The following is a 14,384-nucleotide window of genomic DNA, read 5'->3' on the forward strand; positions in this document are numbered from 1 at the left end:
CCTCCGAAGGGTTTTCACAGATGACCGACACGCCCGACACGAATTCCTCCAATGCCTCCAACCAGATGTGGGGCGGTCGCTTTGCCGCCGGGCCGGATGCGATCATGGAGGCAATTAATGCCTCGATCGGGTTTGACCAAAGGATGGCGGCGCAGGACATTGCAGGGTCGCGGGCGCATGCCGCGATGTTGGGAGCGACAGGCATTTTGCAAACTAGCGATGTTGATGCCATTCGGGAAGGTCTGCTCACAGTCTTGTCAGAAATTGAAAGCGGGCGCTTTCAGTTTTCTACCGCGCTCGAAGATATTCACATGAATGTTGAAGCGCGGCTCAAGGAAATCATTGGCGAACCTGCCGGGCGGTTGCACACCGGGCGCAGCCGCAACGATCAGGTCGCAACGGATTTCAAGCTTTGGGTGCGCGATCAACTGGATGCCGCGGAAGGCGGATTGCGGGCGTTGATCAAAGCGCTTCTGGCGCAGGCTGAGGCTGGCGCTGATTGGGTCATGCCGGGCTTTACGCATTTGCAAACGGCGCAACCCGTCACCTGGGGTCACCATATGATGGCCTATGTGGAAATGTTCGGGCGCGATCTGAGCCGGGTACGTGATGCGCGGGCACGGATGAACACCTCTCCTCTGGGGGCCGCAGCTTTGGCGGGCACCTCATTCCCCATCGACCGGCACATGACAGCCCGGGCACTTGGGTTTGATGCGCCGGCTGCCAATTCGCTGGATGCGGTCAGTGATCGGGATTTCGCTTTGGAATTTCTCAGCACCGCGAGCATTTGCGCGATGCACCTCAGCCGCTTTGCCGAAGAATTGGTGATCTGGTCTTCCGCCCAATTCCGCTTTGTTACCCTGAGTGACCGGTTTTCAACCGGATCCTCCATAATGCCGCAAAAGAAAAACCCCGATGCGGCCGAGCTGATCCGCGCCAAGGTCGGCCGTATTTTCGGAGCGAATACGGCGTTGATGATGGTGATGAAGGGATTGCCGCTGACCTATTCCAAGGATATGCAGGAGGACAAGGAACAGGTTTTTGATGCCGCCGACAACTTGATGCTGGCCCTTGCCGCCATGACGGGAATGGTCACAGACATGACCGCGAACCGGGAGAGCTTGGCGACAGCTGCGGGCTCCGGGTTTTCCACTGCAACGGATCTCGCTGACTGGCTGGTACGTATACTTGGCCTGCCTTTTCGGGAGGCGCATCATATCACCGGCAGCCTTGTTGCACTGGCCGAAAGCAAAGGCTGTGATCTGCCCGAGTTGAGCCTTGACGACATGCAATCCGCCCATCCGGACATCACGATTGACGTTTTTGACGTGCTCGGTGTGGAAAATTCAGTTAATAGTCGTACATCCTACGGGGGCACCGCACCGTCTCAGGTGCGCGCGCAAGTCGCCCGTTGGAAGGAGATGATCACGTGATCCGTTTGGCAACTGTGATGATGGTGTTGACGCTGGCCGCTTGTGGGGCGGATGGCGAACCCATTGCGCCGCGCGTCAACGGGGGCGTCACCATAGATCAGAACGGCATTTATCCCAGCGCAAGCGTGGGGCTTTCCAAGGGACCATTGTCGCTGTGGCTAGGGCTGTAGCTTTGTGTCGCCCCTCAGGCTGATCTATCTCGCCCTCGCCGTCTGGGGTACCATCCATCCGATGAGCTACTTCTTGCAGTGGTTCAACGAGAATGGCTATGATCTCATGGCCATGGTGGATGCCTGGCACGCGAACGCGGCCTCAAGCGGCCTGGTCTGGGATCTGACCATCGCCGCCAGCGCGCTGACCCTTTGGGTGATTGTCGAAAGCGTTCAGCAAAGGCGCTGGATTGGCCTTCTGGCCGTGCCAGCAACCTTTTGCATCGGCGTAAGCTGTGGACTGCCCCTTTATCTGTTTTTGCGCGCGCGCCCGGGCCAGGGCAATGCCCTATCCTGACATTTGGGTTTCTAAATGAAACCACCCAGCAACAGAAACGCGCAATCCACGCGTCCTGCAATTGCGTTAGAATGCCGGTCTGATATGACGCACTGGTTTTAACTCGGTCAGGTGGGCGGATCATGGATCATTTTCTTTATCGTGAAGGCGCGCTTTTTGCCGAAGATGTGCCAGTGGCCGAGATTGCGAAAGCTGTAGGCACGCCATTTTACGTCTATTCCACGGCAACGCTGCTGCGCCATTTCCGTCTCTTCGACGATGCGCTCGAGGGCACAGACCACCTCGTGTGCTACGCGATGAAGGCGGCGAGCAATCAGGCGATCCTGCGCACCCTGGCACAGGCCGGCGCGGGTATGGATGTGGTCTCGGGTGGCGAATACCTGCGGGCCAAAGCCGCCGGGGTTTCGGGTGACAAGATCGTGTTCTCTGGTGTCGGCAAGACCGCTGGGGAAATCAGACTGGCGCTTGAGGGCGGTATCCGCCAGTTCAACGTGGAATCCGAGCCCGAGATGGCTGTCTTGAATGCGACGGCCCTCGCGATGGGAAAAGTTGCGCCGATTACGATCCGGGTCAATCCGGACGTGGACGCGAAAACCCACGCCAAGATCGCCACTGGAAAGTCTGAAAACAAATTCGGTATTCCCATTTCCCGCGCTCGCGAAGTCTATGCTTTGGCCGCTTCAATGCCGGGGTTGGAGGTCATTGGTATTGACGTTCACATCGGCAGCCAGCTGACCGATCTCGCGCCTTTTGAACTGGCTTATCAAAAGGTTGCGGAATTGACGGAAGTCCTGCGCGCGGAGGGGCACTTGATCCGTCGTCTTGATCTGGGGGGGGGATTGGGCATTCCCTATGCGCGCGACAATCAGGCGCCCCCGCTGCCGGTCGATTATGGCGCCATGGTCAAACGCACCTTAGGTCATCTGGGCTGCGAGATCGAAATCGAACCCGGACGGCTGATCGCCGGAAACGCGGGTTTGATGGTCTCCGAGGTCATCTACGTGAAATCCGGTGAGGATCGCGATTTCCTGATCATTGATGGTGCCATGAACGACCTCATCCGCCCGGCGATGTATGAAGCCTATCACGATATCATTCCGGTTGTTGAACCAGCGCCCGGGGTCGAGCAGGTCAAATATGATATTGTGGGGCCGGTGTGCGAATCCGGCGATACTTTCGCCCGGGCGCGGATCATGCCGCCGGTCGCGGCGGGCGAACTTGTCGCCTTTCGTTCTGCCGGGGCATATGGTGCCGTGATGAGCAGTGAATACAATTCCCGGCCCCTTATTCCCGAAGTTCTGGTGAATAAAGATCAATTTGCGGTTATTCGCCGACGTCCGACCTTTGACGAAATGATAAATCGCGATACCATCCCGGAATGGCTCTAATCGCGTATTCCCGCGGTTATGGACCTGCGGAGAGCAAGCGATGGCGTCTTTTTCAAACCATGATGCGCAGCGCAGCCTTAGGGCTGTCCGCTGGCCTTTGCGACTCACTTGGCTGGGAATGCTGGCCGAGGCGCTTGTTCAAAGCCTCTGGCCGCTCCTGACGGTTTGCCTTTTCGTCCTGGGTGCCCTGATGCTGGGGCTTCAGGATGTTGTGATCGTGGAAGTCGTCTGGGCCGCCGCGGTCATTGCCGGGACCGGTGCTCTTGCAACGCTCGGGTACGCCTTTGTCAAATTCCGCGTGCCGTCGAAGGTGCAGGCAGTTGCCCGTCTTGATGCCAGCCTTCCGGGGCGCCCGCTTCAGGCGCTGTCGGATCAACAGACGATTGGGGCAGATGACGCCGCATCGACCGAAGTGTGGCGGGCACATCAGGCGCGCATGGCGGCGCGGGCAGCCAGTGCCGAACCGGTGGCAGCTGATCTGCGGGTTTCTGCCCGCGATCCTTATGCGCTTCGCTACCTGGCCATTCTGGTGTTTGGAATAGCCCTTCTCTTTGGCTCCATCTGGCGTGTCGGTTCCGTGGCGCAGATGGCCCCTGGTGGCGCAGGTCTTGCCGCAGGGCCGGTTTGGGAAGGCTGGGCTGAAAGCCCGCGTTACACAGGGCGCCCGACGATCTACCTCAACGATATCGCCGAAGGGGCGTTGCGTGTGCCTGTTGGCAGCCTCATCACGCTGCGGCTCTATGGAGAGGTCGGTGCCCTCACCTTATCGGAAACGGTATCCGGCCGGACCGACGTTCCGCCCGCATCGGACCCTGCGCAGGATTTCACCGTTGTTCAGAATGGCACGGTCACCATCAACGGTCCCGGTGGGCGCAGTTGGGAGATCGAGGTCATTCCCGATGCGCCGCCCCAGATTGCGGTCCTCGCTGACCCTGACGCCTCCGCCATGGGGGAAATGACATTGCCTTTCGAGGCGAGCGACGATTACGGCGTCGAGGCCGGTGAAGCGCGCTTCACGCTCGATCTGGCATCGGTGGAACGGCGTTATGGCCTGACAATTGATCCGGAAACGCGTCCGGATCTCATTGTACCCCTGCCAACCCCGATCGCGGGCAACCGACGCGCCTTCGAGGAAAATCTGATTGAGGATTTTTCCGAACATCCATGGGCTAATCTGCCTGTGCTGGCGCATCTTTCGGCCCTTGATGGCGCGGAGCAAAAGTTTGAGACAGCACCGCGCCCGATGGTTTTGCCGGGGCGCCGTTTCTTTGATCCGGTCGCGGCGGCGGTCATCGAACAGCGCCGAGATTTGCTGTGGTCGCGTGTCAACAACGGGCGCATCAGCCAGATTTTGCGCGCAACCTCCTATCTGCCGGAAGACTTGTTTCGCAAACAGACCGACGCCTTGCGCCTGCGCAAGGTGATCCGTCAGTTGGAGACTTTTGCCAACTATGGCCTCAGCGATGACATGCAGGAAGATCTGGCGCAGGAGATGTGGGATTTGGCGCTCATTCTCGAAGAGGGTGATCTGGCGGATGCTGCCGAGCGCATGCGCCGGGCACAGGAACGCCTGAACGAAGCCATCAAGAACGGCGCATCGGACGAGGAGATTGCGGAATTGATGCGTGAGCTCCGCCGAGCGACGGAAGACTATCTGCAACAGCTCTCTCGTCAAGCGCAGCGTCAGCAGGAGGAAAACCAAAACGGCCCGCCCGGGGACCAGCAGAATTCCATGCAGATGACCCAGGATGACCTGCAGCGGATGATGGACCGCATTCAGGAACTGATGGAACAAGGCCGGATGGCTGAGGCGCAACAGGCTCTGCAGGAATTGCAGGAAATGATGGAAAATATGCGCGTCACCCAAAGCCAACAGGGACAGGGCGGGCAAAGCGCTGGCGAGCAGGCCATGGAAGGTCTGTCAGAAACGTTGCGTGAACAACAAGGGCTGTCCGATCAGGCTTTCCGTGATCTTCAGGAACAATTCAATCCCGGTGCGCAGGCTGGCGAAAGTGAAGGCAACGAAGGGCGCAACGGCGGGCAGGGCCAGGGTCAAAGTCATGAAGGGCAGCAGGGTCGCGGTGAAGGCGGAGACCAACAAAGCGGGGCGCAGGATGGTGATCCGTCGCAGGGACAGCAAGGGCAGGGCACAGAGGGATCTATCGCCGAGCGTCAGCGTGCGCTGCGTGAGGAATTGCGCCGCCAACAGCAAAATCTGCCGGGAGCTGGCACCACCGAAGGGGATGCGGCCAGAGGGGCGTTGGATCGGGCCGGTCGTGCGATGGATGACGCCGAAGAGGCGCTGCGGAACGACGATCTGGCGGAAGCAATCGACAATCAGGGTCAGGCCATGGAGGCGTTGCGAGAAGGCATGCGTGCCTTGGGCGAAATGATGGCGCAGCAGGAACAGAACCAGCAGCCGGGGCAGGGGACACAGCAGTCCGACCGCCGTGCGGAAAACCGCGATCCACTGGGTCGCGAAGCAGGTAATTCAGGCGCGGATGGGGACAATGGCCCCTTGGCGCTCAACGATGATGCCTATGGTCGGGCGCGCGAACTTCTGGATGAAATTCGCCGCCGTTCGGGACAGGTCGAACGCCCGGAAGTCGAGCGTGACTATCTCAAACGGTTGCTGGATCGGTTCTAGCCGTCTGCCCGTTTTAGCGACTGCTTGAATCGGCGGCGGCATCCAGCCAACTCAGAACGCCCTCGGCTTTGGTATCGAGCCACATACGCCCTTGATCGACGTATCCGACATAGGCACTGATCCATGGATCGGCCTGCGGCAGGGTCTCTGCGACCGGCTGCGCGTACACATAAAGACAAACGAGTACCACAACCGTAAAGACTGCCGTCAGAAACCCGCGCCCGAAGCGACGCTTTTCTTGCGCTTCGACCTGAGCGGTCTGGCCGGGATCATCGTTGGGTGAGCGGTCGCTGTTGGACCTTAGCGTGGAATTGATCTCTTCGATATCGGGGAGCAGGTCGCGGCGTGATCCGATGGCCGCGGCTGTCTCCATGGCGAATTCGGCCGGATCTTCGCCGCGCATCCGCGCCATGCGGTCTCGCGCTTCGCGTGCGCGTTTACGGGCCTCATTGCTGCCATCCGCGTCGTCCAAGCCTAGATCCGGCTGGCTCTCCACGGTCCCTGAAGTTTCGTTTTGACGTGCCCGCGCTTCCAGCTCCGCTTCTTCGCGCAGCAGGTTTGCAATATTGGGATCCAGTGATCTGCGTGTGGGTTGCCCGATGGTCTCGTCGTCCTGAGGTGTTTCGGGGATTTCGTCGGCCACCGGGGCAGGGTCTGCCTGGGGCTCTTCATCCTCGCGTGGTGTCTCGGCGGGGTCTTCGTCAGGCCGAATGACCTCTTCATCCGGCTGCGGGGCCAGTCGCTCGGCCTCTTCTGCCTCTGCCACCGCGTCGGGGTGTTCCTGAAACCAGGTCTTCCCGCAATTGGAGCATTGTACATCCCGCCCATCCAGTGGCATCACAGCATCGGGCACTTCGTATTGCGCGTCGCAATTGGGACAAATCAAGCGCATGTTACATCCTGCTGCATATCAACCCCGGTTCCTGTTGTTTTTTTCTGCACCATATTGCCATCATCGCTGTGCGAAAAGTGTTAACTGCGAACAATGCAGGTATGTGATGCATTGAAACCAGACCGGTGCTGAGGCACAACAGCGCAGAAGTTTTTCGGGGGACCGTGTGATCGAGCTGAATAATGTCGCCTACAGCTATGGCGGCGGCGCGCTACTTTCTGAGATTTCGCTCAAACTGGCTCCGGGGTCCTTTCATTTTTTGACAGGCCCATCAGGCGCCGGGAAAACGACCTTGCTCAAATTATGCTACGGCGCTCTATTGCCGACTTCCGGTGAGGTGACATTTTTCGGCGACGATCTGCGCAAAATGGAGCGCGATGGGATTGCGGTTCTGAGACGTCGCATGGGTGTCGTGCATCAGGATTGTCAATTTCTCAACCATCTGTCAGTTGCGGAAAACATCGCCTTGCCGCTCAGTGTGTCTGGCCGTCACGTGGATGCCGCAGGCGATGATCTGACAGAGCTGATGGCCTGGGTTGGTCTGACGCACCGCGCGGATGCTCTTCCGCCAGAATTATCGGGAGGCGAGCGGCAACGCGCGGCGCTCGCACGCGCTGTGATCATGTCACCAGATGTCATTCTTGCCGATGAGCCGACCGGCAACGTGGATTGGGAAATGTCGCAACGTCTGCTCAGGCTGTTGGTGGAACTCAACAAGATGGGAAAGACCGTATTGGTCGCAACCCATGATCTCAGCCTCATTCGCGCCGCCAAAAGCCAGGTTCAGGCCCGGGTTCTGCGCATTGCAAACCAGCGCGTCCAACTTGCCGGAGCCGACCTATGAAAGTCGTCAGCAAAGATTTGCGCCGTCTTGTCTGGGGGGATCGTCAGGCTGACCGGGTTGTCCCGCCAACGGGATTTACCGCCCATTTGACCGTGTTCGCCGCTGGCGCCATGGCGTTCCTTGCCGTTTTTGCGATGGCTTTGTCACTTGCCTCCGGTCGACTGGCTGTGCGTTGGGGCGACGAACTGGCGCGTTCCTCAACCATCCGCATCGTGGCCCCACTCGATCAAAGAGCGGCGCAAACCGAGGCTGCTTTGGGCATTCTGCAAACCACTGCTGGCGTGGCTTTTGCGCGGGCTTTGGATGACGCCGAGCAACAGGCGCTTCTGGCCCCGTGGTTTGGTGCTGATCTGGACCTTCAGGCCTTGCCGGTGCCGAGGCTGATCGAGGTCATCGAAGAAGACAGCGGGTTTGATGCGGCGGGGTTGCGTTTGCGATTGGCGGCAGAGGTTCCGGGTGCCGTTCTGGACGATCATACACAATGGCGCGCACCGCTTGTGCAGGCGGCCAACAGACTGAAGCTGCTGGGTTGGCTGTCGGCAGCCCTATTGGGTGTGTCAGTGGCTGCTATGATCACACTGGCCGCCAATGCGGCGCTGGCTGCCAACGCGCAAGTCATTGCCGTTCTGCGGTTGGTTGGGGCCACGGATCGCTACATTGCTCAGGCATTCATCCGGCGCTTTACCCTGCGCGCTTTTGGCGGGGCTCTGGTTGGATCCGTTATCGCGATGACAGCTTTGCTGTTTTTACCCGCAGCTTCCGACACCGGCGGCTTTTTAACCGGTCTGGGCTTTCAGGGCTGGCATTGGTTTTTGCCTTTCACCATTCCCCTGCTTGCCGCTTGTTTTGCTTTCTTCGCAACGGGCGCTGCGGCGGGCCGCGCACTGAAGAGGTTGGCGTGATGTTTCAATACGTTCGGTCGGTGATATTCATCATTCAAATGTATATCTCCATGCCGGTTGTTGGTCTGCTCTTTGCACCCTGGGCGATGTTCAGCCGTAAGGGTGCGTATGCCGCCTGCAAAACCTATTCGCGCTACGTTTTCTGGACAGCAAGCTGGATGGTTGGTCTGCGCTGCGAAGTGCGGGGCACGGTGCCTCAGGGAGAGGCGCTGATTGCCGCCAAACACCAGAGTTTCCTGGACATCATGATGATCTTCACCGCGCTTCCGGCCGCCAAATTCATTATGAAAAAGGAAATACTCATGACCCCGGTGATTGGGCAATATGCCCGGCGTCTGGGCTGTGTTGCGGTTGATCGTGGCAAACGCGGTGCGGCCATCGAAAAGATGGTGGCAGATGTGAATGCGGGCCGTGCTGAACCCGGGCAGCTGATTATCTATTCGCAGGGGACGCGCGTACCACCGGGCAAGAAAATGCCCTACAAGGTCGGTACAGCCGTCTTGTATGAACAGCTGAACCAGCCATGCGTACCTGTGGCCACAAACGTCGGTGTCTTGTGGCCGAAGCGCGGCATGTTGCGCAAACCCGGCGTCGCGGTTGTGGAATTCATGCCACAGATTGCTCCCGGCATGGAGCGGAACGCCTTCATGAAAGAGCTGGAGACATCGGTTGAAGATCGCTCCGATGCATTGATGGTTGAGGCGGGATTTGAGCGTGACGAAACGTCCTGAGAAGATTGAGACAACGGACGCATTGCTGGAGCTTTACGGCAAGCCCGGCGCACCGTCGCTGCGCAAGGTTGCAGGCCGCATGACGCCGCTCTATCGCAAGTGGATCACGGCCTCGAAGCTCTGTGTTCTGAGTACCGTTGGTGCGGCAGGCACCGATGGCAGCCCGCGCGGTGATGACGGGCCGGTGGTGCTGGAACTTGACCGCGGGACTCTTGCAATGCCCGATTGGCGTGGCAACAACCGGTTGGATTCGCTGCGAAATATTGTCGAAGATGGGCGTGTTTCGCTGATGTTCATCGTGCCGGGGTCGAATAACGTCGTCCGGGTGAACGGGCAGGCGTGGCTGACGGCTGATACAGAAATCCGGCATCGGTTTGCCAAGGGTACAAAGCTCCCCGCGATTGTGATCATCATTGAAATCAGAGAGATATACACGCAATGCGCGCGTGCTTTTCTGCGCTCGGCAGTCTGGTCCGGGACTGATCAGGCGGTCGACTTGCCCAGTGTCGGCCAAATCTTGGCGGAAATGACCGATGGGGAAGAAGGCGGCGCACCCTATGATGATGCGTGGGGGGCGCGCGCCGCGAAAACCATGTGGTAGCCCCGGGCGGGCCGGGTCACATATGGATGGCACCATCCCCACAGGCAAGTGCTGCTTCACGCACAGCTTCGGAATAAGTCGGGTGCGCGTGGCAAGTCATCGCAAGGTCTTCCGCTGACGCCCCGAATTCCATGGCAACGCAAATCTCATGGATCAGATCACCTGCCGCAGGTCCCAGGATATGCGCGCCTAATATCCGGTCCGTTTCCTTGTCTGCCAGTATCTTGACAAAGCCGTCACCGGCAAAATTCGCCTTGGCCCGTCCATTGCCCATGAAGCTGAACTTGCCAACCTTATAGGCGCGACCTTCTTCCTTGAGCATCTCTTCGGTGGCACCCACATTGGCCACCTCCGGATGGGTGTAGATCACCCCCGGAATAACGCCGTAATTCACATGACCATGCTTACCTGCAACCTGTTCGGCGGCGGCCATGCCTTCGTCTTCGGCTTTATGCGCCAGCATCGGCCCTTCGATCACATCGCCGATCGCATAGATACCGGGGATATTGGTTTCCCACTTGGCATTGACCGCGATCTGGCCACGCTTGGTCATCTCCACGCCCAATCCGTCAAGGCCCAGACCTTCGGTGAAGGGTTTGCGCCCGGTCGCAACCAGAACGACATCCGCATCGACCACATGTTCGCTGTCGTCCTTGAGCAGCTTATAGGTCACTTTGGCCTTGGTTTTTGTGGCATCCGTCTTTTGAACGGCGGCCCCCATGACAAAGGTAAGCCCTTGCTTTTTCAGCGTTCTTTGGAATGTTTTCTGGATTTCGCCGTCCATGCCGGGGGTGACGAATTTCAAAAACTCGATCACGGTAACCTCGGCCCCGAGCCGCGCATAGACAGACCCCAGTTCCAGCCCGATCACACCCGCGCCGATGACCACCATCTTCTTGGGCACCTTGCCCAGTTCCAACGCGCCGGTGGAGGTGACAACGACCTTCTCATCGACCTCGACACCGGGTAGGGACGCAGGCTCAGATCCCGAGGCAATGATGATGTTCTTGGCTTCATGCACCTCGTCACCGACCTTGACCTTACCCGCTTCAGGGATCGAGCCCCAGCCTTTCAACCAGTCCACCTTGTTCTTCTTAAAGAGAAATTCGATCCCCTTGGTGTTCTGCTCAATGGTCGTGGATTTATAGGACAACATCTGTTTCCAATCGACCGACGGGGATTTGCCCTTCAGACCCATTGCCGCGAAATTATGCTCCGCCTCATGCAGCATATGGCTGGCGTGCAGCAGCGCCTTGGAGGGGATGCAGCCCACGTTCAGACAGGTGCCGCCGAGCGTATCGCGCCCCTCCACACAGGCCACTTTCAGACCCAGTTGCGCACAGCGTATCGCGCAGACATAGCCGCCGGGTCCGGAGCCGATGATGATGACGTCATAACTTGCCATGGGTCTCTCCTTGGAGGTATTTCAAAGTCTTTTTCCGCTATGCACAGCCTGTGCACTATCTGTGCACCGACCGTACACCGTTCAAACCAAATCGTTCTCTATTGACCTGCATACTCACCTGCTCAGATCAGGGCTGCAAGCAACATTACGCAGGTTGCCGAAAATCCCACACACCAGATGAGCGACCGCCACGGCACCAGCCCGAAGGCATAGGCCGGCACATAGGCCAAGCGGGCGGCAAGATAGACCCAGGCGCAGGTCTGTGTCACAGGGCTGGATTGCTCCGCAAGGGTCACGACCAGCACCGCGATGGTAAAAAGGATCAGCGCTTCGAAATGGTTGTTCATGGCGCGGAACAAACGGCCTGTGCGGTCAGAGACTAATGCATCAAGTTTCGCGGCACCGAGGGTCTTGGGGTCGCGGGGTCCAAGGGTTTTACCGGTGCCCAGTTCCAGATTGGCAGGCACCGCCATCAGGCCGAATTGGACCAGCTGCAGCAAAGCGGCCAGCGTCAGCGCCGTCAGTTCAGGTGTCATAACGCCAGCAGGTAAAGCGCGATGGTGGCGACGATCCCGACCATCCAGGCGAGGCTGCGAATGCCGGTGATGCGCAAGGCATAGGCGGGCAGATACACAAGCCGCGCGATCAGAAAGACCTGTGCGGCCAGCAGGCTGGCGTTGGAGGTGCTCTGGGTCACTTCCAGCAGCAGAACGGCGGGGGCAAAGAGCGCCATTGCCGTGACAGAATTGCTGAGCGCCCGGTCAAGACGCCCCGCAATGCCGGAGACGGTACGCTGCTCATCGCGGCTGGAGAGCAGATACCCCATGCCCAACTGGGTCATGGCGCCGGTGGCCTGCAGGATCAGCGTGAGAATGACCAGAAGGCCGTAAAGGGCGAGGATGGTGACTTCGGTCATTTTTGTTCGCCCCCTTCAGATTCGTCCTCAAAAAGCAGTTCGTCTAATGCTACGATTCCGGCAGCAGCTGAAGCCCTCATCAGATGACTGAGAACAGTGCCGACCATAATAGCCGCAATACTACGCCAACCGCCCGAACTTGCGGAAACATCTTCTGAAAAGACCTCAGAATGGTTCCACGAGTTAAGTAAAATCCCAACAATTAGTGCCGCCGTCAGAAACACCAACAAACCCGCAATTCCAGAAGCCGTTTGATGCTTGTTATTTGCGTCTCGAAGGAATTCGGCAAGCAGTGCGTTTTGCGTGTCCCCAACTCTTTTGGCCCTGAGCGCAAAGCTTTTTTCGGAAAACCGTTTCCCTTGACCAATACATCCTAAAAACATGACGATCGTTCCGAGCGCTAAAGAAAGCACAAACACTAAGACGTACAGTATTATTAATTGAAACGATACGGGTCCCTCGTTTCCTAAGTTGTCGAAAAACCTCACCGGCAACATGTCTACATAGTACAGCCCTGCTAAGGCAAGGAAGCCAAAGCAGAACCGATTAAGTGTTTGACCCGAACTTCGAACCGCAGATATCGATTCCGCAATCATGGTCTCACAAATCCATCAGCAACCGCCGCGGATCCTCCAGCGCTTTTTTCACCCGCACAAGGAAGGTCACGGCCCCTTTGCCGTCGACGATCCGGTGGTCGTAGGAAAGTGCCAGATACATCATCGGGCGGATCACCACCTGACCTTTGATCGCCATGGGTCGGTCCTGGATCTTGTGCATGCCCAGAATACCCGATTGCGGCGGGTTCAGGATCGGGGAGGACATCAGTGAGCCGTAGACGCCGCCGTTGGAGATGGTGAAGGTGCCGCCCTGCATTTCAGCCATGGAGAGTTTGCCATCCCGCGCCCGCGCGCCTTTCTCCGCAATCGCCTTTTCGATGGCGGCGAAACTCATGGCATCGGCATCCCGGATGACCGGCACCACAAGCCCCGTGGGCGTGCCTGCGGCGATGCCCATATGTACGAAGTTCTTGTAGACGATGTCGGTGCCGTCGATCTCCGCATTCACTTCGGGCACTTCTTTCAGCGCATGCACACAGGCCTTGGTGAAGAAGGACATGAAGCCCAGTTTCACCCCGTGTTTTTTCAAAAACAGGTCCTTGTATTCATTCCTGAGCGCCATGACCTCGGTCATGTCGACCTCGTTATAGGTGGTCAGCATGGCAGCGGTGTTCTGGCTGTCCTTGAGGCGTTTGGCGATGGTCTGCCGGAGCCTTGTCATCTTCACCCGCTCCTCGCGGGCGGCATCATTGGCGGCTACAGGCGCGCGGGGGGCAGCGGGAGCAGCGGCAGGTGCCGGGGCAGCACTGGCGGCAGCAATGGCCGCGTTTACGTCCTCTTTCATCACCCGCCCGTCACGGCCGGACCCTGTGACCTGATCGCGGCTGACACCGGCTTCCGCCATGGCCTTGCGGGCCGACGGCGCGTCTTCCACATCCTTGCTGCCGCTGGAGGGCGCAGGGTTCACTGGCGCTTTTGGGGCAGCAGCGGGGGTTGCGGCGGCTCCGGCACCGGCGCTTAGGACCGCGAGCTTGGCGCTGGCGTCCACGGTCGCGCCTTCGGGGGCCAGAATTTCGGTGAGCGTGCCGGCAGCAGGTGCCGGCACCTCGACGCTGACTTTGTCGGTCTCCAGCTCGCAGAGCATCTCGTCCTGTGCCACGCTGTCGCCGACTTTCTTGAACCAGGTGCTGACTGTGGCCTCGGTGACGCTTTCACCCAAGGTGGGCACCATGACGTCCACGGAGCCACCCGCGGCCGCGGGCGCGTCAGCGGCCGGGGCGGGCGCAGCGGCGGGAGCTTTGCTCACGGCACCTGCGCTCCCTTCGGAGATATTTGCCAGCAGAGCATCCACCCCCACGGTCTCCCCTTCGGCGGCAACGATTTCGGCGAGGGTTCCGGCCACGGGGCTCGGCACCTCAACGGTCACCTTGTCGGTTTCCAGCTCACAGAGCATTTCATCCACGGCAACCGCATCGCCGGGTTTCTTGAACCAGGTGGCGACGGTGGCCTCGGTAACGGATTCGCCCAGTGTCGGGACGCGAACTTCGCTGGTCATGTGTAT

Annotated in this window: 15 protein-coding genes; 9 read left to right on the top strand and 6 right to left on the bottom strand. The window is 59.0% G+C overall.

Features of this window, described 5'->3' with window-relative positions; translation table 11 throughout:
* Positions 1–20 precede the first annotated feature (20 nt).
* From argH to Q0802_RS05225, 5 genes are all read left to right on the top strand, one after another.
* Positions 21–1,433 carry an argininosuccinate lyase gene (gene argH, locus Q0802_RS05205; protein ID WP_298914588.1) on the top strand — a complete coding sequence of 471 codons (1,413 nt, stop codon included), beginning with the start codon at positions 21–23 and terminating at the stop codon, positions 1,431–1,433.
* A complete protein-coding gene (locus Q0802_RS05210; protein ID WP_298914591.1) occupies positions 1,430–1,603 on the top strand; it encodes a hypothetical protein in 174 nt (57 codons plus the stop codon). Before argH ends, Q0802_RS05210 begins: the two co-directional genes overlap by 4 nt.
* A gap of 4 nt (positions 1,604–1,607) precedes the next feature.
* On the top strand, positions 1,608–1,940 hold the full coding sequence (locus tag Q0802_RS05215) for a DUF2834 domain-containing protein (protein ID WP_298914594.1): 333 nt from the start codon (positions 1,608–1,610) through the stop codon (positions 1,938–1,940).
* A gap of 122 nt (positions 1,941–2,062) precedes the next feature.
* Complete coding sequence (gene lysA / locus Q0802_RS05220) at positions 2,063–3,328, top strand: diaminopimelate decarboxylase (RefSeq protein ID WP_298914597.1); 1,266 nt, start codon at positions 2,063–2,065, stop codon at positions 3,326–3,328.
* Positions 3,329–3,368: 40 nt separating this feature from the next.
* Complete coding sequence (locus Q0802_RS05225; protein ID WP_298914600.1) at positions 3,369–5,975, top strand: TIGR02302 family protein; 2,607 nt, start codon at positions 3,369–3,371, stop codon at positions 5,973–5,975.
* 13 nt (positions 5,976–5,988) lie between these two features.
* Here the strand turns inward: Q0802_RS05225 and Q0802_RS05230 are convergent, their stop codons facing one another.
* Positions 5,989–6,867 (bottom strand): zinc-ribbon domain-containing protein, encoded by an 879-nt coding sequence (locus Q0802_RS05230; protein ID WP_298914603.1) that lies wholly within the window; start codon positions 6,865–6,867, stop codon positions 5,989–5,991.
* A 166-nt stretch (positions 6,868–7,033) separates the two neighbouring features.
* Between Q0802_RS05230 and Q0802_RS05235 the strand changes: the two genes are divergently transcribed.
* From Q0802_RS05235 to Q0802_RS05250, 4 genes are read left to right on the top strand one after another with little or no spacing between them, the layout of a single operon-like run.
* Complete coding sequence (locus Q0802_RS05235; RefSeq protein ID WP_298914606.1) at positions 7,034–7,711, top strand: ATP-binding cassette domain-containing protein; 678 nt, start codon at positions 7,034–7,036, stop codon at positions 7,709–7,711.
* Positions 7,708–8,613 (top strand): FtsX-like permease family protein, encoded by a 906-nt coding sequence (locus Q0802_RS05240; RefSeq protein ID WP_298914609.1) that lies wholly within the window; start codon positions 7,708–7,710, stop codon positions 8,611–8,613. Before Q0802_RS05235 ends, Q0802_RS05240 begins: the two co-directional genes overlap by 4 nt.
* Complete coding sequence (locus Q0802_RS05245; RefSeq protein ID WP_298914612.1) at positions 8,613–9,344, top strand: lysophospholipid acyltransferase family protein; 732 nt, start codon at positions 8,613–8,615, stop codon at positions 9,342–9,344. Before Q0802_RS05240 ends, Q0802_RS05245 begins: the two co-directional genes overlap by 1 nt.
* Positions 9,328–9,945, top strand: a complete 618-nt coding sequence (locus Q0802_RS05250; RefSeq protein WP_298914615.1) for an MSMEG_1061 family FMN-dependent PPOX-type flavoprotein — start codon at positions 9,328–9,330, stop codon at positions 9,943–9,945. Before Q0802_RS05245 ends, Q0802_RS05250 begins: the two co-directional genes overlap by 17 nt.
* 16 nt (positions 9,946–9,961) lie before the next feature.
* On the opposite strand, the gene lpdA is transcribed toward Q0802_RS05250, so the two are convergent.
* The 5 genes from lpdA to odhB form a co-directional block, all read right to left on the bottom strand.
* The gene (lpdA, locus tag Q0802_RS05255; protein WP_298914618.1) at positions 9,962–11,350 is read right to left on the bottom strand and encodes a dihydrolipoyl dehydrogenase; all 1,389 of its coding nucleotides are present in this window, start codon (positions 11,348–11,350) and stop codon (positions 9,962–9,964) included.
* Positions 11,351–11,472: 122 nt separating this feature from the next.
* A complete protein-coding gene (locus Q0802_RS05260) occupies positions 11,473–11,886 on the bottom strand; it encodes an MAPEG family protein (RefSeq protein ID WP_298914621.1) in 414 nt (137 codons plus the stop codon).
* Complete coding sequence (locus tag Q0802_RS05265) at positions 11,883–12,266, bottom strand: MAPEG family protein (RefSeq protein WP_298914624.1); 384 nt, start codon at positions 12,264–12,266, stop codon at positions 11,883–11,885. The genes Q0802_RS05260 and Q0802_RS05265 overlap by 4 nt, the downstream gene beginning before the upstream one ends.
* The gene (locus tag Q0802_RS05270; RefSeq protein WP_298914627.1) at positions 12,263–12,862 is read right to left on the bottom strand and encodes a hypothetical protein; all 600 of its coding nucleotides are present in this window, start codon (positions 12,860–12,862) and stop codon (positions 12,263–12,265) included. Before Q0802_RS05270 ends, Q0802_RS05265 begins: the two co-directional genes overlap by 4 nt.
* A gap of 4 nt (positions 12,863–12,866) precedes the next feature.
* A complete protein-coding gene (gene odhB, locus Q0802_RS05275) occupies positions 12,867–14,378 on the bottom strand; it encodes a 2-oxoglutarate dehydrogenase complex dihydrolipoyllysine-residue succinyltransferase (protein WP_298914630.1) in 1,512 nt (503 codons plus the stop codon).
* Between the last annotated feature and the right edge of the window lie 6 nt (positions 14,379–14,384).

It is taken from the genome of uncultured Roseobacter sp. (assembly GCF_947495275.1).
GTDB lineage: Bacteria > Pseudomonadota > Alphaproteobacteria > Rhodobacterales > Rhodobacteraceae > Roseobacter.

Coding starts and splice junctions, on each gene's coding strand:
- argH (WP_298914588.1), top strand. CDS start 21: ATGACCGACACGCCCGACACGAATTCCTCCAATGCCTCCAACCAGATG.
- lysA (WP_298914597.1), top strand. CDS start 2,063: ATGGATCATTTTCTTTATCGTGAAGGCGCGCTTTTTGCCGAAGATGTG.
- Q0802_RS05225 (WP_298914600.1), top strand. CDS start 3,369: ATGGCGTCTTTTTCAAACCATGATGCGCAGCGCAGCCTTAGGGCTGTC.
- Q0802_RS05230 (WP_298914603.1), bottom strand. CDS start 6,867: ATGCGCTTGATTTGTCCCAATTGCGACGCGCAATACGAAGTGCCCGAT.
- Q0802_RS05240 (WP_298914609.1), top strand. CDS start 7,708: ATGAAAGTCGTCAGCAAAGATTTGCGCCGTCTTGTCTGGGGGGATCGT.
- Q0802_RS05245 (WP_298914612.1), top strand. CDS start 8,613: ATGTTTCAATACGTTCGGTCGGTGATATTCATCATTCAAATGTATATC.
- lpdA (WP_298914618.1), bottom strand. CDS start 11,350: ATGGCAAGTTATGACGTCATCATCATCGGCTCCGGACCCGGCGGCTAT.
- Q0802_RS05260 (WP_298914621.1), bottom strand. CDS start 11,886: ATGACACCTGAACTGACGGCGCTGACGCTGGCCGCTTTGCTGCAGCTG.
- Q0802_RS05265 (WP_298914624.1), bottom strand. CDS start 12,266: ATGACCGAAGTCACCATCCTCGCCCTTTACGGCCTTCTGGTCATTCTC.
- Q0802_RS05270 (WP_298914627.1), bottom strand. CDS start 12,862: ATGATTGCGGAATCGATATCTGCGGTTCGAAGTTCGGGTCAAACACTT.
- odhB (WP_298914630.1), bottom strand. CDS start 14,378: ATGACCAGCGAAGTTCGCGTCCCGACACTGGGCGAATCCGTTACCGAG.